Origin of the sequence: Kosakonia sp. H7A (genome assembly GCF_003028445.1) — a bacterium.
GTDB classification, from domain to species: domain Bacteria; phylum Pseudomonadota; class Gammaproteobacteria; order Enterobacterales; family Enterobacteriaceae; genus Kosakonia; species Kosakonia radicincitans.
On the sequence record NZ_PYTZ01000004.1, the window covers coordinates 330,191 to 353,729 of the forward strand.

Consider the following 23,539-nt stretch of genomic DNA (forward strand, 5'->3'; position numbering starts at 1 on the left):
TTTATTTTTCCGTAACGTTACGCAGCAAGCAGTACTGGAACAAAGCGTTAAACCAGCGAGAGTCAAAGTCTCTCACCTGCCGTAAGAAAAATACGGCGCCAGGTTCATTGCCAAAAACGCTGGTAAAGGTGGTTTTGCCGCTGGCTACTGCGGCGGCAAACACCGGCAGCCATGCAACGGCATAGCGAAAATGTGTATCGGAAGAGATTTCAATAATGGGATCGGCTTGCGACTGGATCCAGCGAGAGAGACGTGGGCCGCCATATTCCGGCCAGCGGGATTCCCCGTGTTCACGAAGTAACTCCTGATACCAACCCTGAATAATCTCTTTCATGACCGGTTGTGGGAAAAGCCTCGGGGCCTTTCCCTCGCTTAACCAGCTATGCACATCGCTGGCATAGGTAGGAAAGATCATTCCCAACCTTTGATACATTTTATTCAGGAAATTACTCTGCATTTCTATAGATGCGCCTTTGCTCACCATAAAGGCCTGCATTTTTGCTGCTGCATTTTTTATTTGCTGTATCGGTAAGAACTCCCAAAACACGGGGAATTCAGATTCGATTCGACCAAGATATTCGGCCGACATTTCAAATTTGAACAAGGAGAGCGTTAGTGCCTGAGGATGCTGAAATAACGCACGCCAGACCTCGAAGGTGGCCAGAGGTAAATAACTGAACTGGCTGTAAAGATTTTGCAGGAATTGCCAGCCAGAATGCGCCGGATCGTTCGCCATCTGATCCAGAACCAAGGAAATGGTATTAACCTCAGCACCAGGTTTGAAAAGCTGAGTGGCTTTTTGCAAGGAGTGAATCGTACCGGCTTCCGCTTCTGGCAACTGTTCACCACGAATAAAACAGGGACGGAATGCAGTTTCTTCGCCAGGTTTCGGCAGAACCAGCCAGGGGCTGTTTTTACTTACAATTGAGCCCAGCTCAAATTCACCGACCGGGACACCTTCACTCATTCTTGATGTCAGAGGAATGGATTTTCGCTCTGGTTCGCTCAGCAACATGATAACTGGCGAAGGCGCTTTCCCTGATGCATTGTGAATCGAGTTGGAACGCAGTATCTGTGAGGCCGGATCATATTCCAGGCTGTATTTGTAGCGCCGGATTTGCCAGTTGCCGGTACCGCCTACGCCGCTAATCCGCATATCCACAATCTGATCAATCCCTGAACCGAGGGAAAGTAAGTTCTCAATATGCTCTTTCAGGCTGTAAAGATTAATTTCAAGCGGGCGTTCACCGGCGTTATAACGCCATTCATGCCATGCCTGCTGCCCACTGTTGGAACGCAAGCGTAGTTCCAGGGTAAAGCGGGTCGGTTCTCCATTTTTGCCAAACAGGAACACTCGAGAGCCCAGCAAATCGGTAATGGTGATATTTTTTGCCAGCGGCCGACCTTCGGCATCAAAAGCAAGACAGCCACTTGAGGGAAAAGGCATAACAATCCCAACGGGCGCTTCCATCAAGCTTGGGGTAACCTGCAATTGTACTGATGAGGGCGGTACCCCTTCCGCTTTGATCAGAATTTCCGTTCTGTTCCCGGAACGCTTACGGCCTATTTCAAGTGTTTTGTCCTTTAATGCATACCAACATTTGTGCTGCGTCGAGATAGCAATGATTCCTTCGTTTGCACGCTCACCGCTCTTAATTTCAACCTGAAAATCCGCAGGTAATATGCCAATTTTGCGACGCAGTAACGTTTCATTGTTCTCATTGCGGATGGACAAAAAATGCGTACCCATGGTGTCATGCAACTCGCACACATCAATATCTTTACCGCTCAAAAAACGCCTGTAGCGAACTTCAGGTACCCCCATTTTTCGCATAACTCGCGGAGTGCCAAGAAACACCTCTTCAGGAAAGGTCGTCCAGTTCAGACGCTTACCTTGTAACTCCAGACCTGGCAGGCGCACCTGCTCCAGCCCCGCACGTATGCGATAGGTTTCCTCACCCTCAATGAGGATATCCTGCCCTCCTTGCACCACTAAAGCAGGGTAGCCGAAAGCCCGGCAGGTAAAATCAGAGGGGGTATTTTCAGCAGACAGCGTCCCACCTTCCGGCAGAATGATTAGCATGTCGCTACTGCGGACACTGCATGAGGCAATCCCTTGCAAGGACCAGTCATCACCCTGACGCACAAAGACAAGAGGAACATCGCCAACCGGGATTTCACTCTCAGCAATATTGACAATGCCAATAATCACCCCACCAGCCCGGGCGACCAGAGACAATGTGGTGGCAGGACGACGCCGGTGAAAACGAACATCACTTTTGCGCAGCCGTAATCTGGCTTGCATATGCTCAAGCGTGGCGTAAGCGCTTCCCAGGCTGACCATGTCTTCCCCGTCTTCACACACTGCCAGTTCAAAGCGAGTAGTCGAAGGTTCACTCAATAATGGAAAAACCATTTCTTCCGGCAGTGAAATGTAGGTATGTAAGGCATCGGGCTTTTGCTCTGACCAGGAAAAAAAGCATTCAATAATCTTACTTTTGCGCTGCCGGGGCTTATTTTCCACCGATGCAGTGCGAAGCAAGCCGTTGAGAAAGCTGGTTCCCGTATCATCGTCAAGGGGGATGGGAAAACTGTCGCGCCATTTAGGGTGTACGCGCTCAAGCTCTTTAACCGGTTCAGCATGGGTGCTGAGCTCATAGAGTTGCACCAACGAAATGAGTTGTTCAGCCATCCGGGCGATGAATTCTATGGATGTGTCTTCCCGAAATCCTTGAGGAAGCGATGATTTTTCAACCATCATTTGAACCAACATCGACGTTGAGTAACCCAGCGATGAGGCCTGTTCGTATTGATTAAGAATACGGGAAAAAACAGACTGGAAGCGGCTATCCGTTTCTTTCAGCAGCTTGAAAGGCAGACCACCTTCACTGAAAAGTGACCCCAGAAAATTACGACGTTCCGATTCATAAAAACGAATTGGACGTTCCCAAAAACCTTCCAATCCTTTTGGTACGACCAAACCTAATTCCGAATGAGACAGACTAATATTCAGGGCTGCATGAATAGGATCCCAGCTCCATTTGCAGTCGCGCCCGTAGTCCCGGCGATACCATTCGGAGCAAAAAAGGGTAAAACAGGCTGCATAACCTTTATCGTTTTTTAGTTTTTCTGGCTGCCCTATTTCCCGAAGAAGCCGTTTCAGATCGGCATATTCATCGCTGGTTGCATGATATTCATAAAGAGGCCTACTATCAGCTTTTTTTAATCCACGACGAGTAAGAAACTTCGTCAACCAGGGGGTGCATTTAAATACTGAAACGAGTTCAGACTGACTCAAAGCAAACTCCTTGCTATTAGTGCAGTAGTAGAATCAGGGTTATTATTTACGAGGTGGACAGCCTGTACATTTAACAATAAAAAACATTACAGAATATACTCCAATAAAGTTTAATCAACCTACCAAAGTTGGCAGGCAAGGTGATAAATCCGCTACTTCGTCATGCGCAGGGCAGGAAATCGCCTTTCCAAACATGGTCTTATTGATGCTGTATGTCATCGTTTACCATGAAGTGTTACACGGAAAATACTTTACCTTATTTTCCACAGTCAAAAAGATCTATTTCTAAAATTCGTGAAGGATTTACAAAATTCTTATGCCGTTAACTATTATGATTATCACACCTAATCTAAGTAATGGTTATAAAGGATAGAAAATAAATTTCACTTAAGAAGTATCAACGACATTTTCTAAATAAAAGATGAATGAATACACAATATATAATTAAACTTACTCCGCCGCGATTATTCACCCTCAGCAAATGCCTGCTGCAACCACGCTTTTATTATTCTAACCTCTTCACGCTGCGCTTTTTGTTGGCTGGTTACGAAATAGTAATTCCCGCCGGGTAATGTTCCCGGCAGGGCAACGCGCAACAATCCTTGTGCCAGCGCATTCTGGATCAATAATTCGCTGGCGAGCAGTACACCCTGCCCGGCAATCGCCGCCTGAATGGCGTGCGTCTCATCATCAAAATGAATACCAGTATGTACCGGTAAATCGGCCGGACCAAAGGCCGCTTTCCAGTGTGGCCAGTCCGGCTCCGGCTGCGGAACATGGCGGTTTTCAATATGAAACAACGTAAAACGGGAAAGATCTTCGGTCACCCGCAACGCCAGTTGCGGGCTGGCGACCAGCACAAAGCGATCGCGGTAGAGCAGCGTATTCTCCAGTGCTTCATCAGCCTGCATGCTGTAGCGGATCGCACAATCCGCCATATCACCACGAACATCCACCAGGTCGGTACTGCTGTGCAGACGCAGCTCCAGCGATGGGTGCTGTTGATGCAGCGACGGCAGGCGCGGCACCAGCCAGTTAGTCAGAAAGTTGGAGGTAGTGCTCAGCGTTAACGCTCCCGGTTGCCCGGCCCTGTCGATGGCCTCCACCGCTTCGCGCAGCGTGGCAAAGATATTCCCCGAGGCGCGAAACAGAATTTCTCCGGCGTTAGTGAGCACCACGGCGCGCGCCGAGCGGGTAAACAGACGCTGGTTGAGCGATGTCTCCAGCACGCGGATCTGGTGGCTGATGGCGGTCGGCGTCACGCCAATCTCCTCCGCGGCAGCTTTAAAACTGGTGTGGCGGGCCACAGCATCAAAAGCACGGATGGCAGAAAGTGGTGGCAATCGGCGTGTTCGCATAGCTGAATTTAACTCACCTTAAGCTGAAAAATATGACTTTGCTTACGTCATGAAACAGGGGGTAGCCTGTTACTCATCGGGAATGATCCATGAGGATTATTCACCTTAAGAAGATTAACAGGAATACCCCATGACGCAAATTAACACGCTGGCTACGCACTCATCGCCACACTATCAGGCGCTGCTGGCTCCCGGCATCGCTCAGGCATTGATTGCGCTTGATTACGCCATTATTTATGTTGCGCTACCCACGCTGGCGCAGGCGTTGCACTTGTCACTGAGCGAAATGCAGTGGGTGGTGTCGATCTACGGTTTGACCTTCGCCGCACTACTGTTGCCTGGTGGAAGCCTGTGCGATCGTTTCGGCGCGCGCCGAATCTTCAGCATCGGCATGATACTGTTTCTTTTTTCATCAATACTGGGCGGAATGGCCGATAACGGAACATTGTTACTGATGGCCCGCTGTGGACAAGGGATCGCCGCCGCGCTGCTGCAACCGGCAGTGCTGGCCTTAATGGCGCAGCGTTTTCAGGGAGAATCACATCGCCGGGCGCTGGCGATCTGGAGCGCAATTGGCGCGCTGGGCCTGGTGGCGGGTGTGGTGCTGGGCGGCATGCTGACGGCCCTGAGCTGGCGCGCCATTTTCTTCATCAACCTGCCGCCTGGTTTGCTGGCGCTATGGCTGGTGCAGCGCAACTTTTCGAAAACACAACCACAAGGTGGCGTGCAACGCACGGGTTTTGGCGCGCTGCTTGGTTGTGCGACAGCCGGCACGCTGGTGTGGGCGATGATGCGTTATGCCGAACAAGGTGCGCCGGATTTCTTTGCGAATCGACTGGCGGCAGCCATGCTACTGCTGTTGATTCTCCATGAACGTTTTGCTCCGCAGCCGCTGCTGTCACGCACACTGCGTGACATGCCGGGTTTGCAGACAGGCTGGCTCAGCAGCGCCTGCTATATGGCCAGCGTCGGCAGCCAGTTTTACGCCATGACATTGCTTTGGCAGCAAACGCTACAGCTTGATGCCGTCACCACCGGATGGTTATTTACCCCGCTGGCAGTGCTGATTGTGGCGGGAAATGCGCTTTACACCCGACTCTCTGCACGCTTTAGTAGCCAAAAGGCGCTGCTGGTGGGGTTTGCCTGCGCGGCAGTTGGCTTATGGCTGCTGTCGATATCGCTTAGCGCCCCGTTCTCCGTCGGGTTCATGTCCGGACTCGTGCTCAGCGGTATCGGCCACGGATTGATCTATCCGGCAATGTTCGCCGTCGGGCTGAGCGCCGTACCAGTGCAGCAACAGGGACGCGCCAGCGCGTTGATGGTCACCAGCCAGTACATCGCCGGCGCGATGATGCTGGCAGTGATCTCCGTTTTACTGGCGATGCAGCCGGATCTGGCAAGCTGGTCTACGGTATTTCGTGGGCTGGGTGCTGCCGCGCTACTGGGCATGCTGGTAGCGCTCTGTGCGCCGGAGCGCTGAGCGCGGCTTACTGGCGTCCCCACTTTTCGCAAAACGCTTCTATATCCTCATCCTGAAAATCGGCCAGCCGTTCGATAATGGTCTCCAGCGGCCACTCCCACCAGGCGATCTGTTGTAACTGCTGGCCAATATGCGGTGAGAAGCGCAAACGAATAACCTTTGCCGGAACGCCGCCAACAATTGTGTAAGGTGCCACATCCTTACTGACCACGGCGCCAGCCGCAATGACAGCGCCATCGCCTACCGTCACGCCGGGCAGCACAATAGCAGCATGCCCGATCCAGACATCATTCCCGATGACGACGCGATCGCCTCGCCGCTGAGTAAAAAAGTCATGATCGCGTACCGCGCTGGCGGAATAGTACTCCGGGCAATAAGTGATTCGGTGCTGGGATGGCCGCCCCATCGGATGATTGGGCGCGCCAATACGCACATTATTGGCAATCGCGACAAACTTTCCTATCCCAGCATCGGCAATGGTGCAATATTCACCGATATAGGAAAAATCACCTAACGTACTGTATTCCATCAGACTATTAGCCAGCACTTCACATTGCTGACCCATTTTGCATTCGCGCATACGAACGCCGGGATCGATCCAGGTTTCCGCTAATTTGGCATGTTTCATCGTCATTCCCTCTTCTCAGGTTGCGCTACTGTATAACGCTTCTGTGTAGGGTAAATGACGGTGACCCACTATCAACCATCTGCAGCTTCTACCCGCTTGATAAGAATTATCGAAAGGGCCCGCTCACATCGGAATATAAGCACTAAGAATAAACAAACTGCGGTTTTTTATTCGCCTTACCCTAATATCTGATGACGGAACATGATCTAAAACATAAATTAATAGTCACATGGAATTAAATCACATATTATTTAACTTTAAATTCACAATTAAAATATATTAAGGACCTTTATTCAGACACTTAATATTTTTTAACTTCATTTTTTGAAAAATCTGATAATAACATACATAGATTGCATGCTTCGCAAAATCAAACATAATACAATAAATGGATGTAAATCAAAAAATGCCCATCTAATACAAATTGCAATATTTTAAACTCATTCGGTTACACAAGTTTCCTTTTAGATATTTGCTTTTTGATGTTTGTTGGCGCGTAATGGACCAGCTATGAAACAATTCAATGATGAAAGAGATTACCATGACATGTTCGATGACATTTTCGAGAAATGGAATGTCACGACATTTTTTCAACCAATCATTGATACCCGAGCTAATCGTGTATACGGCATTGATGCAACGGCGTGGTTGCAAAGCAAAGGCTCCAATTGCACGGATTTTATTTCACCCCATGACTTCCTGACCGCAGCAGAGAAAAGTGGTGAAATCATCAGTATTACAAAAGAACTATTGCTGCAAATCCAGGATTATCTGGCCAACCATGGTGATATTGATAAATGCCGTGAGTTGCGTTTTTTTATAAAAATTAGCCCATTGCATTTATTCAGCGAGAATATTATGGAGTTCGCAGAAGATTGTATTCAAACTGCCAAAAAGCTCGATAAACTAAACGCCAAACTGGTTATTGAAGTCAACTCCCGCATTCCGTTCGACTTAATTCACAAATTAAAATTACTCTCCGCATTGTTGACTATACAAAAAAACACCTTCTTTGCCCTCGGCGATTTTGGTGCCGGACACTCCAATATTGAAATGCTTTTTGGCTTCGACTTTGATTATATAAAAATCGATAAAAGTATGTTTTTCCCGTTGACGGATAAAGTCATCATGCATGGTTTCGCTGATGATTTAATGAGTGGTTTAAGCAAACAGAACACAGCTATCATCGTTAGCGGCATAGACTCAGTTTATCATTTGCAGTACTTTTTAAATAAAAACGTGTCATTGTTCCAGGGGGAATTATTCAAAGCTCCTGTAGCCTATAAAAACTTTAACGGATTAGATTATTTCGACTATGGATGACAGTTATGAACGTGATATGTAAGATCCTCGACCCTTTCAAAAAAATAGCAATCGAATCCTTTTTTTCGGGTATGGATATTGAAGGTGATAACCAGACACTCATCTTCATTGAAGAGATCTACTTCGATGATATATTTGGCATCATCGATGAACTCCTCAGTTGTATCATCAAATTCCCGGACGCGCTGGTTATCATCCTTTCGGAACGAGATAACAGCTACACGACCAATGCACGTCTGGGAGTTGCGGAGTTCATCGAAGATGTTAAGAAGAAAATTAATGAAAGAAAATCGACGGCGAATCTCTATCTCTACTATTACGACATTTTAAAACCCCGTAAAAAAATTCATCTCTATCTCATGATATTCAAAAAGTATATGCAGATTGGCAATGTTAATAGAGTAGCAAAAATGTACAATCTGAATGAAAAACAAGTCTACTACTATATAAACAGATTAAAAGAGATATACGGATTAAAAAGCTTCCAGAATCTCGTGCCTTTTTTGAAGTGGATAGGCAGATAGAATCAGATATCCTCATGCGCTTAATGATTCCGTCTGTGCATTGCGATACACAGACGGAATTAACAGCTAAGACAAATTACCACACCCCCGATTTCTTTTTAATCTCATCCCAGCGAAGGTACATATCGCATGACATCATAAAGTCGTTATGCCACCGCCAGTATGCGTGATAATAGTAGTAGATAAGGCAAGGTGTGTAGCACAATAAAAACCAGACCTCAAACCAGATTTTTATTGCGGAAAGCATCATCACCAGACACAAAAATGAGATCCAGAAAAACCCCACTACCGATAATAATAGCAACCTTTGCCAGAGCGGTTTTGCGTACAAAGCGCGTAATGGTAAAACGGGAGAAAAAAACAAATTAATCTCGTTGAGAAACAGGCGCCCAAGAAAAACATAGCGTTTTGTGAAACGTAAAAAGAGCAGGTTAACCGCCAACACAACCGCACACAGAATACACATGGTAATAATTGACTTTAGCGTGAAATAATTACCAGATAAATCAAATTGTACCTTATCGCGCAAGGGAATGATGGTCAACAGACTCAACGCCGTACTGGCTACTACGGCAAGCAGTAAATATTGTGACAGATTTTTGTAACGGACCTTTTCAACAACGGATGTCGGCATCTGCTTTAAATAACTATGACGCGCAACAAAAAACAGGGCGTAAATGACAGGCGGAACGCTAACGGCCAAAGAAATTGCTGCTCCGGCCGGATAAATCAGCATAATGAGCACAGCAGAAAACAGCGCAAAAATAAAAAAAGACAACGCTGCGGCGATAAGCGGGTGCGTGAATAACCTCTCTTTCGGGCCGCACGCTTTACCTTTGAAGCAAGAAAAATCAATATTCTTAATTACGCATTTGTATGCCCAGTATGCTTTCAGATCGGAGATAACGTTATAAAACACCAGTGCGCAGATGCCGCCGATGAAACCTGCATCGCGCAATGAAAGAGTAAAATCCGCATTGCGCCAGTAAAAACCCAGCAGCATCAGGGTCACAATATAGAAAAATAATATATTGCGTTTATCCTGGAAGCGGATGAAGGTTAAATAATCTGGAATCATCATTACACCGCTACATTGCTATTGCTTTTCGGCAATGGATAACCTGCCCGACATCAAACCCGGCGAAATCCTGCAACATTTGCCCCAGATAAGGTTTATTGCTTATTTCCACAAACCGGACAGGCTGTGCGCGCTGTAAAAAGTGCGACAGAGAATCTCGCCATTTCACCGTATGGGTCAGATGCAAGGATAAGTTTTCTTTGATCATGGCGGGCTCTGCTTCGGGTTTTGCTGTCACATTCATCAGAACATCATGCTGTGGCGGGAGGATCGCGATCCCGGCCAGATAGTCCCGCATTGGCTGAACGCCTTCAGCCATTAAACGCGTGTGCCATGCGCCGCTCACACCCAGTTTAATCGCCTCGTGGCCTTCAGCGAGTAATACTCTGGCGAAATCATTCAGCGCCGATACCTGCCCGCCAACGACTTGCTGGCGAGGAGTATTATCGCAACTGATGTCCAGCTCAATACCTGAACGGCAGATGATGTTGCGTAGCGTGTCGTAATCCACGCCTTTTAACGCCAGCATTGTTCCCTTATTTTTCTCGCTTTGCTGGTGCATCAGGTTGGCCCTGAACCGTATAAGTTCGAACACGGTTTCCAGTGTGAGCGCCCCTGAAGCATATAACGCGCTGTATTCCCCCACGCTATGCCCGCAAGATCCGACAACCTGCGCATCGGCGAAACGTTCGCGCCAGAGGCTATACAACGTGACGTTAATCGCCGTCACGGCAATTTGTTGCACGGTAGTCTGAATCAGCCGATTCATCGGCCCTTTCAGACAGAGCCGACGCAGATCCACACCAGCAATATCGCTGGCGCAATCCCAGATGGACTTAGTGGTCTCATTGATATCCCACAGATCGCTGCCCATACCAATAACGGGATTCCCCTGGCCAGAGAATAACAATACAACCGGTTGTGATAGAGTATTTGTCATTATATTGCCACCTTTACATATAGTATTTAAGGCCTAAATAGACACCGAACATATCGCCATATAATGCGAATTCAGAGTCAGAACTTCCCGTCGACATAAATGCGCCGGTATAGCCTTCAAGCCGATCATCAATAATATTTAGCGGTGTGTTATAGTTAACACCTAATACTGAACTGTGATCGACAAGGTTAAACACCACATAAGGTTGTAGCGTTGACTGGTTATCCATCTGAATACTTGACCAGGTATTAAGATAATGTTTCCCCTGAAGCATCTTTTTATTTGCAGTATTATTTATCTCTGAGGCCATCAAATACTTATAAGAGTCAAAAATATCATCAATGAAGAAAAAACCGGTGCGGCTATTTAATGACTGAATAAAATCAGTTTGTTTACGCCATTCCGCCCGGGAATACCCTTCGCTCTGATAATAATATTCCAGGCCAAACAGGTTAAAGTTATCCGTCGCATATTGCCCACCCACGGCCACTTCAACCCCCTCTTTCTCCTGCGTGCTATAAAGGGAAGAAGGGAACTCGAACTCTTCGACCATTGCTGCATTTTCAGGGGAGAAATGACGCCACTGCTGCTCGGTGTGATAAGCCGCTTCCGCGTTAATCACCAGTTGCGGCGTCAAGTTATAGCTATCCGATATGGCTACAGAGCGCGTCTCGCCAAGCAGCAAGCTCGCCGTAGGAAGGTGTTTTTCAAAGCGATGATCGGTGTAATTGAGCAAATAATCTTCACGGCTATTGCTTCGCACATTGGCAGACCAGTCGCCAGAAGCGAGATGGCGCTTACCGGCATCCGCTAATTTCGGAACGACTGAGAACGAGAGCGAATAATCCTGCGTATCTTCAGATAGCTTCACCTGCCACGGGGATTCCTGGAACACTGGCTCCATCAGCGGATCGTAAAGACGCGTGCTTTTGAACCCGGCATAGTAGCTATTGCGTAAATCAGCAGGCGATCGCAGGAAAAAAAGCCCGGCTTTTTGACTGAACTTGCCCGCCTCAAGCTGAACGCTGTCCGAGACGTTATAAATAACACTGAGCCTGTCGATCAAAGCGCGTGAATGGCTTCGATCTTCTTCAAAGCCACTGTTGGCATGCAATGGACGGTAAGTGAGCCCATACAGTGAGAAATTCAGATCCAGCTGATTGTCGATGATTGCGCAACCGCCTTTGAGGTTGATGCCGAAATTATTATAAATATTGCTTTTGCTGAATGGATTATTGCCACCGACCTGCCAGATCGACGGTTGTTTATTCACATACGATGTCTGCGCATAGAGCACAACATCCGTGTTCTGTGCAACTTCTTCGCCGGATAAACAATCAGCCCACAGGGTTGTTGGCAAAGCAGAAAAAACCAGCGTAATCAACGGGAGTGAATATTTCATTTTGCCTCCCGCTGAAGATGTTCACGTGTAAAGTGAGATTCAGGTAACGACTCCAGACGAACATCACTGTAATCCATGACGGAAAAACTTTTCTCATGGCGTACGTCCTGCACAATAATCCGCATTGGCCTCATCTTCCCTAATACCGGCCGATAATTCAGATACCGAACTTCTTTAAGTAATTTGTCATCAAGAGAGTAATAATCAGCTTTATAAGGCCGATTTTCATCGCCAGCTTCAACGTAATAGATAATTTTTGGCCAGGTTGCTTCGGCATAGGTTCGCGTCAGCTCCAGTTTGTAACATTGATTATCGCCACAATTTTCCATGCCCTGCAGAGTCGCCTGATAGGCATATTCAAAGTTAGTCACAATCACGTCACTATTAGATATTTGCCCCATCAATCTTTGCTGGCGAGAAATTGGTACCGGTCGCCGTAGCCCTGGAGAATAAAACCATAAGTCATACCAGTCGGAAAGCATCACTTTACCTTTATCACGCGGCGGATAAATAAAGCGAACTAAAGAGCGGGCATCTGCTTTCATCTCCCCTTCAGGCTTCATAAAACGCATTGAGATATCCAGCACCTGTCTGCTTTCTGGCTTCTCTTCGCCATTTTTATATTCGCTCACCGCGAGCGTATAGCGGAAAGGTTTATTGGGAGAACGGATCTCATCCGCACGACGAATAATATCGATAGCGTTATCGCCAGGCGCGGCGAAGGCACAGGCTGAAAGAAGCCCAAGGCAGGCAATTCCTTTGCCAAATAGCGTAATTTTCATATTACGAGTTTCCCTAAGAAAATTTAAAAGCATCCGATATATTAAGACGAGAGGCACGCAACGCCGGTAAAACAGAAGCTGCAGTCGCGGTTAATAGCGGCAGCATCAGCGTAATAAATAACAAATCATAACTGCTGGTTTTAATAAAAGCGGTGTAGCCTAAAGTTTGCCCAGGCGACGGCGGCATTGCGATGCCGTAAAGATTAATCACTGAAGCGATAGCAAAACCAATGCCGAGGCTTCCAACAGCGCCAATCATGCCGACAAAAATCCCTTCCAGTAAAAACAATCGGGTAACGTGGAGAGGTTTTAAACCAATGGCGCGCAGCGTCGTGATCTCCCTTGTCCGCTCGACGATATTCATGGTCATTGAATTACCGATCATAAAGATAACGATCAATGCAACAATCAGTTTAATAAAGAAATAGATCCCGGATAATAAGCTCTCAACCTGCTGATAAAATAGCGAGGTATCCTTCCACTCTTTCACAATTAGCGGCAGATGGTTTTTCTCGATAAATTTTCTCAGTCTGGCGCTGAATGCGGCTGTATTATCCTCTTTCAGTAAAATTAACACCTTACTCACGCCGTCGGTTTCCATCATGCGCTGCGCGGTTTCAAGCGGCATTTTCAACGCCGTGTCGTCGTAATCTTTGATGCCGGATGCAAAAATGCCACGGATCTTCAGCGACAATGCGCCCTGTCCGCCTCGCGAATTAACCGTAATAGCATCCAGCCAGTCATCGTAATGAGCGCCGAGCGTTTGTGCCAGTCCGCGTCCTAAGGTGATGTGATCGGCTTTTATACGTGATAAGTCACTGCCAGAAATAAGTTTATCAAAGGATCCCAGTTTTAATGCCGGTAACGGTTCGATACCCAGCGCGGAAAAATAGCTGGAGGTTTCATTTTCGTAATGAGAAATAACCCCGGTAAACTCCAGTTGCCCGGCAAGTGTAGAAATATCTGCCGCCAGTTCCGGTTCGCTTAATATCGCCTGTTTTAAAGACGGGTAATCCGCAATCAGGCTTTTATTTTTATTGGACGTGGCAAAATAATTCTGGTGGTAGATCTGCACGTGACCACTATTCGTGCGGACTGTTTGCTCTTTTAAGATCCAGAACGAGTAATCGATAAATCCGCCATACAGGAAAATGGCGACGCCCCCCAAAATAATCGCCGACAGGGTCGAAAACGAGCGGCGCTTATGTCGGAAGAGGTTGAGAAATGCGAATTTCACGTCCCGCGCATGCATCACGGTACACCACAACAGAAAAAGCAGAATCAGTAGCACAATAGTGTTAATAAAGATCATGCTCATTTACTCACCCTTCACCAGCGGCAGCAGCACCTGCGCCACTTCATTCTCATCCCACGCAGGCGCAACGTTGTTATGTAATTCCAGTGCCTTTGCCGCGGCAGCGTCCTGGCGTTTTATTTGTGCCAAAAGCTGTGCGGCTTGCGGGTATTTTTTGCAGTTATAGAGCGCGAGATAACGCATATGCTGGATCCGCGCAATTTGTGCAGGGTTAAAGAGCGTCTTATCTTTCAGCATCCATTCGGTATCCTTGATCGTGACCGCGCAGCGTCCCATTTCCGGCGCCAGCCAGGCATCGACGCGTGCACGCATATAGCGCACCCGTAAATTATCTTCATGGCTGTCAATAGCTTCATCGAGGTAGAAAAAACCGGTTTTGGCATATTCAGACGCGTTAATGAAGTCGTTCACCGCTGAGGCGTTTTCCGCCTGGCGCAGCACGCCCCAGGCATAAAAGATTAACGAGACGACATTTTTTGTTTCGCCATACTCTTTGAACAGTGCGCTGGTTACGATGGCAAGTTGATCGGGCTGTGCCGGGAAACCGCTCCGCATAACGCTTTCAACCGCCGGTACGCTGGAAGCATTGGCCACACCCGCGCAGGTAATGCTAAGCAGCCCTGCGCAGATAACGTCCCGCCATTTACGCCCTTGAGTCATACACCAATCCTCCATCCTTAATTTCTACCACCCGGCGCGCGCACTCTTTTAACTGCGCGGAATGCGTGGAGATGATGAATGTGGTCTTCGTCTGCTGATTGATATGCAGCAGAAGTTCCAGAATGGCTTCGCCGGTTGCCATATCCAGGTTACCGGTCGGTTCATCGGCGATAACGACCGCCGGGTCATGCGCCAGGGCTCTGGCAATCGCCACCCGCTGCTGCTGCCCGCCGGAGAGCTGGCCAGGTTTACGGTTGGCAAAACCTTCCAGACCAACACGATTCAGTAAGTCACGCGTCCTTTCACGCGCCTCTTTTTTACCGAAATGACCATTCAGGATCAGGGGATAAAAAACGTTATCAAAAACATTCAGAACAGGAATGAGATTGAAAAATTGAAAAATAAATCCCAGATGTTTACCGCGCACCATTGATAACTCTTCTTCCGGTAATACATTGAGTAATTTATTCAAAAACATCACCGTTCCGGATGTCGGCTGATCGATACCAGACATGATATTTAGCAACGTACTTTTGCCGCTGCCCGAAGGGCCGCATAATGCCAGAAATTCACCTTTCGCGATTTCCAGATTAATATCCCTCAGCGCGTCGATTTTTCCCTCGCCGGAACCATAGCTCTTCGAAATATGACTAAGTAATATTGCTGGTAGTTCTCTGATTATGTCACTCATCGCAATGTCGTTACCCTACAGAATATTCAATATCAAAATAGTGATAACCAGATAAGTTATCCGGCACGATAGTGCGAATTTTTCCGGCAGCAACAGGATGTTGACGCAAATATTCAAAGCTTAGTGCAGGAGTCAGACAACCGCTGTAACCATAAATATCGGCAAGGCGAATAACCTTTTGCTGCAGCTCTGCCGGAAATGATTTTTCCCGGAAGCCTGCAAATGCCATGATTTCGACATCCTCAGCGTTGAGCTGCGAAATATCGGCACGTCCGGCCGCCATATAGCGACCACTATTCACTTTCAATGCGCTTTCGTGACGGCTGAAAATAAAACATCCCACGCGTTCAACCGTCAGGTTAACCCCATCAGCTTGCTGAGCGCTTTTCGCCCACCGCGCAACAGCAATATCTTCCTCAGAAAAGACCATGATCGGGATGGCGCGATAGGCACAGCAAATCACCACATAATCGAAAACATCCCAGCACAGATAATCCTGCGCCATGCTCATTGCCTGAGTGAATGCATATTTCTCACCGCGCATTTTGCAGGTCGGATCGTTAACAGAAAATTTCTTCACCAGATTTTTCGGTAACGTGTCGAGCATCGAAATATGCAATGCGCTGGAAATACTCTCCAGCAGTCCGGTTTCTCCCCACGAATCCGCATAGATAAATGCCGTTCGCGACTTGAACAATTTCATCCGTTCTTTCGTGGATAAAGCCTGTAGCGCAGCATCTGCGGCCTGCTCCATCGCCTCAAGGTATTTTATATACTGCGGGTTACGGATCATCTCACCGGCATAGAGCGAGCCATCGGTACCAAAACGTTTAAGTCCCCACCCATTCTTCCGGGTAGACTTAAGCGCCAGATTATATAAATGCGCTTCCCAGGCATTCAGCCAACTGGGTTGATAGAAATAAAACCTGTCTTCCGGCTCAATAAGAGCAAACGATGATAAGTACATCAAACCTTCCATGGTTATCCATCACGCGGGATTAATTGCAGACAGCACGATCCCAATTACCGAGCCATCCACACCGACGCCAACCTTCAGCAAATGATTTTTTTCATGCCCGCATACGCCGCGATCAATCAGCATAAACGGTGCCATCACATCCAAAATGGCGTCATTACTTACCGGAGCAATTAATTCGCGCTGGGTTAATGAGTGATGGGCAATAATCAAATCGATAATGCCGGAGCCGGTCGCGCAGTAACCAATCTGCCCCTTATACGCCAGCACAGGAATCGCGTGCGAATCAGCAAATATTTCAATCGCTTTGGCTTCGGCTTTATCGCTGACGGAAGAACCATTGCCATGAGGAATAATGGCGCATAAATCCTGCACATTAACGCCCGCTTTATCGGTCACCGCACGCATGATTTTCAGGACATTCAGACTCAGCCAGGAAGCATCATTACTTCTGCCGGCGCTAATTTGCGCGTAGGAGGATTGCAGGCGCACGCCGCCCGTGACATCTCTGTCGCGACGGTGGCGCAGGCTCTCCAGCACAACAACGCTGAACCCTTCGGAGAACAATACGCCTTTGCTGTTTTCACCAAACGGCTGGACTACTTCACTGTCCAGCATCGACTGAGAATCAAGGAACCAGATATCCTGGGTTTTAATTTTCGAACAATTAATCACCACAACCAGGTCGATACCGCCCTGCTCGATCGCCTGGCATCCCAGATGAACGGCCGTCAACGATGAATTACTGGTGCAGTTCATATTTGGCGGCAAATACTGCAACTGGTATTTCTGCGCAAGTCTGCACGCTATCGTATCCTGCGACATATTCGATACGTGCAGGTGGGTTAATGAGCGGGTGAGCTTAATATCTTCAACGTCATTGCGATCGTAAAAAGCGTGATAATCGATGCCATCGACGCGACTGCCCAGCCCGGTTAAATAAACCCGCACGTTATTGCCTGCGAGAGAGTGTGTATCCAGTTTGGCCTGCGCAAGTGCCTCCTCGATCAACTGATACACAATCTCTAATGCGCCATCATTAATGTGCTCCAGCCTGGCGACATATTTATTGCCATTAAACCCGCAGGTAATTGCCTCGTCATCAGAACGAAACCAGGGTTTCCTTTCCACCCGCTTCCCCTGACGAAGATGCTCAATAAGCTGAACACTATTTCCGGCAAAGGGTAAATGTGCACTGTAGCCTGAAATGATGGCGGCATTTTCCACAGTCTTATTCCTTAATTACCAGTGCGTAATAGTTCCCACCTTCCGTTGCCCCTACCAACAAGACATGCTTGATTGCCAGTTTCATCGGTTGACGGACAAAGTTCACGCGTTCATCGAAGAACGCCACGGTATTAGGAATCGCCGGAACGGACTGTTTTTTAATGCAATCGATGATGACTGCGAGGTTGAGCAAACCCGCCGCTGAGGCGACAAAACCAAAGCAGGCGTTGTAGTTAACGACCGGGACGTTCGGCTGTTTCTCGCCAAACACCTCGCGGATAGCGTCAATTTCAATCCGCGAATGCTCGTCGCTGCCATTGCTGGTGCCGCACACCAGATCGATCTCGCGCGCGCTGATGCCAGCGTCCGCAAGCGCACGGGTCACCGCCAGCGCCATTGAGGACGATTTTTCCGCCAGCTCGGCGACATCGAAGTAACTGTTGCTGCATGACTTCCCGTAACCCACGACTTCCGCCAGCACTTCCGCACCGCGCGCTGCGGCTGTCTGCGGATCTTCCAGCAGCAACATACAGGCGCCTTCACCCGGCACATACCCTTTGGCGTCTTTGCCGTAGACCTGATAATCGCTTGCCGCCGAGGTCATCTGGATCTTCTGCGTGACCGCATCCATATAGAGCGACATTGAGGGGAAATATTCATCCGCGCCGCCAACGATCACCTGCGGTTGCAGGTTCTGGCGCACAATCTCATAGCCGTAGGTTAAGGCGCCGAGCGCAGCATTTTCACCGCTTGCCAGCGTCGTGGTATAGCCTTTGATCCCTTCTGAAATGCCGCAGAAGGTGGGAATCGCGTTCATCAGAGAACCCGGAAATTCCGAAGTTCTCACCTTACGCGGATCGGGTTTCAGGCTCTGCAAATATTTATAAGTTGTTTCCTGCGGACCACGGGACATTCCCATAATCAGGCCCAGCGCATCGCCATCGCGTTTAATTTTACGTTTCCCCTGCTCCAGCGCTTCGCAGAGCGCGATAAGGGCAAACGTACCGCCCCGCGTTGCCTTACGCGGATCAAAACGACGTAAGTGCTTGCGTGGCTCCAGGCCCCTTACCTGGAAAGTTTTGAAATTCTTTTCGCTCTCTGGCAACGTGGCGTTGCTGAAAGAGAAGGCGTCACCGAACAGATCCGCGCACTGCCCGGTCTCATCCAGCACTTTGAGCAGTTCTTTCGCTTCTTCCAGCGTATCGTCCGGGAAAGTCACTCCGCCCAGTTCAACATTCTGCTTGCCTTGCCAGACGTTTTCGAGGATCTCATTGAGCGTATGGCCGATAGCCGATACCGCGCCAATGCCGGAAATCGCCACGCGTTTGGCGTCGTAGGTGCTGACAGGAACGGAAGCCGGCTCCATGCTGACGATCATGCAGCAGTTGTTGCCGCCGAACGCATAGTTATTCTTCATGAAGATATTGATTTTCCGGTCAAGGAAATCATTCGGCACATAGTCCAAATCGCACCCCGGGCGCGCTTTCGAGAAGTTCAGCGTCGGCAGTACCTGATGACCTGGCAGCGTCACCAGGCAGGCGATTAATTCCACGATGCCCGCCGCGCCGATGTTGTGTCCGAAGTAGGATTTGGTTGAGCTGATCAGCAGGTTTTCGTGGTTGGCAAAAACCTTTTTCATCGCCAGCGTTTCGATGCGGTCGTTGGCTTCGGTGCCGGTGCCATGCGCGTTGACGTAGTCGATCTGCTCAGGCTTCAGCCCGGCATTCTCCAGCGCCTTGTGCATTACCTGCACGGCACCGCTGGCGCGCGGATCCGGCCCGGTTTCATGGAATGCATCGCAGGAGGTGGCATAAGAGAGGATCTCGCCGTAAATCGTCGCCCCGCGCGCAACCGCATGCTCATACTCTTCAAGCACGACGGCGCCAGCGCCTTCGCCAATTGACATTCCCGACTGCCCAGAGAAAGGGGTACAGGAGTCCGGATGCATAACGTTCAGCGCATAAAAACCGGCGAATGTCGGCAGGTAGATAGGCTCAGTCCCCACGGCCAGCATGGTTTTGCTCTTGCCGTTCTGAATAAAATCATATGCCATGCCCACTGCGTTGGGGCTAGCCGTACAGGCGGTGGCGACCAGTTCAACGCCTCCTTTCAGGCCGAGCAGCGTGGAAACGCTGGAGCAGCAGGAAGAGAAGCCGCCGGAGAAGAGCGCCTTGCGCAGGGAAAAGTCTTGCAGGCGTTGCTCAAAGAGCGGCAAAAACGCTTCGGTCCCTGCGGATGAGACGCCCACGATTAAGCCGGTATCGCGCAGGCTTGCCGCGTTATCCGCCAACCCTGCCTGATTGAGCGCGTCTTTTCCCACTTTATAAGCCCACAGCGCAGCGTTATCGAGTGAGTCCGCGAGCCCTTCTGGCAGGCCGGAGTAATCGATATCATGCAGCACTTCCGCCGCTCTGGCGTTTTCAAACCATGTTGAAAAACGCTCACTGTCAGCAACGCCGCACTTCTTATTCAGCAACGCTTCTCTGAAATCCGCGACATTTTCTGCCAGCGACGACAAAATCCCGATGCCGGTGATGACAACCCTTTTCCTGCTTGTCTGCATAAATATTACCTGGAGTTAACGACGAATAGGCATGGAATAACCAGGTACGGGAAATATCCGCTACCTGCGTTTTATTTCCCGGCTGGTTATTTTCAATAATCAAACTGCGCTTTTTCTTTTGCTGGTATCGATATAACTGTGCTCAGTTGGGCTAACCAACATGCTCAAATTATAAATAAACGGCATACCTTTCGTTTGCGCAGCGACCTTTTCATTCGCGGTTTGAATATGGAAGCCGCTAATATCGGACCATGCATATTCATTATCGATAAGCGCCAGAGCAATATATCGTTGTAAGGCGGGTGAAAAGAGGGCTTTGACAACTTTACCAACCTCATTGCCATCCACCATGACGCGATCGCCAGCGTAAATACCCGCACACGCTTCTGCGGCGATCATACCAATCATTTTCGGTTGATGAGTGTCATGAGACAGTGCTTCGACAGCCGCTTTACCGACAAAATCTTCTTTGTCGTATTGCACGGCCCATTGCATTTGCAGCTCAATGGGATTCAGCGTGCTGTGCGCCAGGCTGCGACCATCCCAGCAAGGATTCTCTACCCGCGCGATGATCTGGTAATCAAGGCCGCCGGTCTGCAAGCGATATTTGTCGCCGATATCGACAAGTTTCTGCCACTGTTCCGCCAGCGCAGGCTGTTGACCGATTGCCATGTAAGCAAATTCGCCGTGTTTACCACAGCGGAAAATCATCAGCTCATCATCGGTACTCATATACTCATAATACGGCAGACCGATAATATCGAAGCCATGAATTTCAGCCATGACTTCCCAGGCGTATGGACCTTCCAGCAGAATAGCGCCCCAGTTCTCTTCACGCATGGCGCGAATTTCCGGGATCTCCTGGATATCGAGTTCATCCGCTTTTTGCAGACTTTTATTCAGACGCTCAATCAGTTCGCCTGCCGGAATATCTTCTGAAAGCAGGTAATAACCGTCAGCAGCGCAGAGAACATACACATCACCACGGATCGTGCCATCGTCATTCAGCACCAGAGAGTAGATGCCCTGCTCATCACGAATAATCGAAACATCGGCGGAAACCAGATGGTTAACCAGCGCCCATGCGTCATCGCCCATCACGCTGACAATCGCTACGTGCGAGTAATCGACCAGTAGCGCATTTTCGCGCATCGCCTTATATTCGACCATCGGTTCGTTATAGGCGAAGGGGATGGAATAACCGTTATAAATGCCCATCATGGCATTATTTTTCAAATGAATATCATTAAGAGATGTCATATAAGCATCCTGTTAAATTCCCTTTTAAATGCAGATTACGAATTTTTCTTCTGAATGATAAATGTCGCCAGGCTATTGATACTTCTCATATATGAAGGATCGTCGCTTTCCGTGACTTTAATATCGAATACTTTATCCAGCAGAACAACAATCTCGGTGGCATCCACAGAATCCAGCTTCAAACCATTACCAAATAGTGCTGTATCATCATCGATTTGAGATTCATCCCTTTGAATATTCAATCGCTGAATAATTTCAGTTTTGATGGTCAGCAATACATCTTTGCGCTTTTCAATATCGTCTTTAATTGTAAGCATAACTAACTCTCCATGTTAATTACTTAGATTCACGAAAATTAATAATCGTACCGTGGCTTATCAGTCGTTTCCCTGCATGGGCCGTAACAGAATAGTGTTTAAAACCATTGGCATCGGAAAATGATAATTTACTTACGACCTCAATAGAATCACCGGGAAAAGCTATTTCTTTAAATTTCAGGTTTTGCGCAGCAAGCACACCACGCACCTGCGCACGCCGCGTACGAATAATCTCCAACATTTCAGGCTCATTTATCCGCGCATGGATATCACGTAACGAAGTGAGTTCGACATGATATTTCTCACGATAAATGTCGCAAATATCCGTCAGGAAGGAGAAATACTCGCTTGCCTGACCAAATATTTCTGAAATAATGACGCCGGGCATAATCGGATCGTCAGGGAAATGTCCGGACAACCACGGATCGTTATAGGTGACATGTTTGACGACTTTCACGTAGCCATTTTCACCGTATTTATAGTCATCAATTTTGTCGACCATTATCAGGGGCTGTCGCCAGCCGCCCATCTCAAGGAAGATCCTGGCGGGAATCGTGTATTTAGACATAAATCACCGCATTACCAGACCACCATCGATAACGATAGTTTGGCCGACGATATAACTGGAAGCAGAGGAACTTAAGAAAGCAATGGCGTTTGCCACTTCTTCGCACGTACCGAGCCGTTTTAAGGGAATGGAGCCAACCACGCTGCGCACAACGGTGCGCGAGACTTTTTTCACCATACGCGATTCAATCATACCCGGTGCGACCGCGTTGACGCGGATGCCATAAGCGGCCAGTTCGGCCGCCAGCGTGCGGGTAAAGCCCAGCATGGCCCCCTTGGAGGCGCTGTAATTGGATTGCCCGACGCTCGGGATAATGGCGGCAATGGAGGCGACATTGATAATTGCCGGGCTCTGCGCTGAACGCAGTAACGTCAACGCGGCTTTGATTAACCGGAAGACGCTGAGCATATTGGTGTCCATCACCTGGCTGAAATCCTCAAAACTCATTGAGGCAAACAGGCTGTCTTTGACAATACCCGCGTTATTGACCAGAACATCAATCTTTCCGGCCACTTCAGCGAGATGGGAGCATAGCGCCGCTACGCTCTGCGGATCGGCCAAATCGCACTGCATAATGTGCAGTTTGTCACCCGCCGGATGTGACGCTTTCAGCGCGTTGAGCTGTGTAGCATTCGATTTATAAAGCGCATAAACAACACAGTTTTGCTCTAAATACTTTGCGCAAATGCCCAGCCCAATATCGCCACTCGCGCCCGTCACCAGCACGGTGTTTTCATTAAGATCGTTGTATTTATACATATTCATGATAAAAATTTAAGTTAATAAATAATGACTGTCGCCACGGCGTGAGTCCGGCAATGCGAAATACTCAGGGATACATTCTCCATCCCTTTCTCTGCAAGAATCTCTTTCAGTCTTCCGGTAAAAACAAATTGCGGGCAACCATACTCGTCATGAATAATTTCGATATCATGAAAGCGAATACCATCGCGAAAACCACAGCCTACCGCTTTTACTACCGCTTCTTTCGCCGCCCAGAAACCGGAAGCGCGTTCATAATTTATATCGGAAGGGTTAATCTTTGTGATTTCCTTTTCAGTATAAACGCGCTCAATAAAATCCATTTTCCCGTTGGCAATCGCCCGACTTATGCGCGCAACTTCTACAATATCCGTACCAATACGCATC

Annotated in this window: 21 protein-coding genes; 3 read left to right on the top strand and 18 right to left on the bottom strand. The window is 48.4% G+C overall.

The genetic code is table 11. The features are described 5' to 3' along the window. Position 1: 1 nt before the first annotated feature. Together CWM66_RS16660 and CWM66_RS16665 are read right to left on the bottom strand one after the other, a co-directional pair. Positions 2–3,298 carry an STY4851/ECs_5259 family protein gene (locus tag CWM66_RS16660; RefSeq protein WP_107146927.1) on the bottom strand — a complete coding sequence of 1,099 codons (3,297 nt, stop codon included), beginning with the start codon at positions 3,296–3,298 and terminating at the stop codon, positions 2–4. Positions 3,299–3,762: 464 nt separating this feature from the next. Beyond that, positions 3,763–4,656 carry a LysR substrate-binding domain-containing protein gene (locus tag CWM66_RS16665; RefSeq protein ID WP_035886639.1) on the bottom strand — a complete coding sequence of 298 codons (894 nt, stop codon included), beginning with the start codon at positions 4,654–4,656 and terminating at the stop codon, positions 3,763–3,765. Positions 4,657–4,786: 130 nt separating this feature from the next. Here CWM66_RS16665 and CWM66_RS16670 point away from each other — a divergent pair, with 130 nt between their 5' ends. Continuing rightward, the gene (locus CWM66_RS16670) at positions 4,787–6,136 is read left to right on the top strand and encodes an MFS transporter (protein WP_007372941.1); all 1,350 of its coding nucleotides are present in this window, start codon (positions 4,787–4,789) and stop codon (positions 6,134–6,136) included. Positions 6,137–6,143: 7 nt separating this feature from the next. On the opposite strand, the gene CWM66_RS16675 is transcribed toward CWM66_RS16670, so the two are convergent. Continuing rightward, positions 6,144–6,764 (bottom strand): DapH/DapD/GlmU-related protein, encoded by a 621-nt coding sequence (locus CWM66_RS16675; protein WP_227136111.1) that lies wholly within the window; start codon positions 6,762–6,764, stop codon positions 6,144–6,146. A gap of 510 nt (positions 6,765–7,274) precedes the next feature. Between CWM66_RS16675 and CWM66_RS16680 the strand changes: the two genes are divergently transcribed. After that, on the top strand, positions 7,275–8,087 hold the full coding sequence (locus tag CWM66_RS16680; RefSeq protein ID WP_090398141.1) for an EAL domain-containing protein: 813 nt from the start codon (positions 7,275–7,277) through the stop codon (positions 8,085–8,087). 5 nt (positions 8,088–8,092) lie between these two features. Next, positions 8,093–8,611 (top strand): hypothetical protein, encoded by a 519-nt coding sequence (locus tag CWM66_RS16685; RefSeq protein ID WP_079516994.1) that lies wholly within the window; start codon positions 8,093–8,095, stop codon positions 8,609–8,611. 76 nt (positions 8,612–8,687) lie between these two features. On the opposite strand, the gene CWM66_RS16690 is transcribed toward CWM66_RS16685, so the two are convergent. From CWM66_RS16690 to acpS, 15 genes are all read right to left on the bottom strand, one after another. After that, complete coding sequence (locus CWM66_RS16690; RefSeq protein ID WP_090398265.1) at positions 8,688–9,689, bottom strand: hypothetical protein; 1,002 nt, start codon at positions 9,687–9,689, stop codon at positions 8,688–8,690. A gap of 10 nt (positions 9,690–9,699) precedes the next feature. Beyond that, complete coding sequence (locus tag CWM66_RS16695; RefSeq protein WP_090398139.1) at positions 9,700–10,629, bottom strand: ACP S-malonyltransferase; 930 nt, start codon at positions 10,627–10,629, stop codon at positions 9,700–9,702. A 13-nt stretch (positions 10,630–10,642) separates the two neighbouring features. Continuing rightward, on the bottom strand, positions 10,643–12,031 hold the full coding sequence (locus CWM66_RS16700) for a hypothetical protein (RefSeq protein WP_071920144.1): 1,389 nt from the start codon (positions 12,029–12,031) through the stop codon (positions 10,643–10,645). Continuing rightward, on the bottom strand, positions 12,028–12,813 hold the full coding sequence (locus CWM66_RS16705; RefSeq protein ID WP_107146929.1) for an outer membrane lipoprotein-sorting protein: 786 nt from the start codon (positions 12,811–12,813) through the stop codon (positions 12,028–12,030). The genes CWM66_RS16700 and CWM66_RS16705 overlap by 4 nt, the downstream gene beginning before the upstream one ends. A gap of 13 nt (positions 12,814–12,826) precedes the next feature. After that, entirely contained in the window at positions 12,827–14,131 is a 1,305-nt protein-coding gene (locus tag CWM66_RS16710; RefSeq protein WP_035886645.1) for an ABC transporter permease, read from the bottom strand. After that, a complete protein-coding gene (locus CWM66_RS16715; protein WP_035886646.1) occupies positions 14,132–14,788 on the bottom strand; it encodes a hypothetical protein in 657 nt (218 codons plus the stop codon). Further along, positions 14,772–15,479 (bottom strand): ABC transporter ATP-binding protein, encoded by a 708-nt coding sequence (locus CWM66_RS16720; protein ID WP_107146930.1) that lies wholly within the window; start codon positions 15,477–15,479, stop codon positions 14,772–14,774. Before CWM66_RS16720 ends, CWM66_RS16715 begins: the two co-directional genes overlap by 17 nt. A 10-nt stretch (positions 15,480–15,489) precedes the next feature. Continuing rightward, on the bottom strand, positions 15,490–16,446 hold the full coding sequence (locus CWM66_RS16725) for an ATP-binding protein (RefSeq protein ID WP_187775370.1): 957 nt from the start codon (positions 16,444–16,446) through the stop codon (positions 15,490–15,492). A 21-nt stretch (positions 16,447–16,467) separates the two neighbouring features. After that, complete coding sequence (locus CWM66_RS16730; protein ID WP_035886650.1) at positions 16,468–17,682, bottom strand: beta-ketoacyl synthase; 1,215 nt, start codon at positions 17,680–17,682, stop codon at positions 16,468–16,470. Between the two features lie 4 nt (positions 17,683–17,686). Continuing rightward, the gene (locus CWM66_RS16735; protein ID WP_107146932.1) at positions 17,687–20,245 is read right to left on the bottom strand and encodes a beta-ketoacyl-[acyl-carrier-protein] synthase family protein; all 2,559 of its coding nucleotides are present in this window, start codon (positions 20,243–20,245) and stop codon (positions 17,687–17,689) included. Between the two features lie 99 nt (positions 20,246–20,344). After that, positions 20,345–21,505, bottom strand: coding sequence for an aminomethyltransferase family protein (locus CWM66_RS16740; protein WP_107146933.1), 1,161 nt, complete (start codon positions 21,503–21,505; stop codon positions 20,345–20,347). Positions 21,506–21,540: 35 nt separating this feature from the next. After that, positions 21,541–21,822, bottom strand: coding sequence for an acyl carrier protein (locus CWM66_RS16745; protein ID WP_007372925.1), 282 nt, complete (start codon positions 21,820–21,822; stop codon positions 21,541–21,543). 19 nt (positions 21,823–21,841) lie between these two features. Further along, positions 21,842–22,390, bottom strand: a complete 549-nt coding sequence (locus CWM66_RS16750) for a 3-hydroxyacyl-ACP dehydratase FabZ family protein (protein WP_072440701.1) — start codon at positions 22,388–22,390, stop codon at positions 21,842–21,844. A 3-nt stretch (positions 22,391–22,393) separates the two neighbouring features. Further along, positions 22,394–23,155, bottom strand: coding sequence for an SDR family NAD(P)-dependent oxidoreductase (locus CWM66_RS16755; RefSeq protein ID WP_146159935.1), 762 nt, complete (start codon positions 23,153–23,155; stop codon positions 22,394–22,396). A 14-nt stretch (positions 23,156–23,169) separates the two neighbouring features. Beyond that, entirely contained in the window at positions 23,170–23,538 is a 369-nt protein-coding gene (gene acpS / locus CWM66_RS16760; RefSeq protein WP_035886654.1) for a holo-ACP synthase, read from the bottom strand. Position 23,539 lies beyond the last annotated feature (1 nt).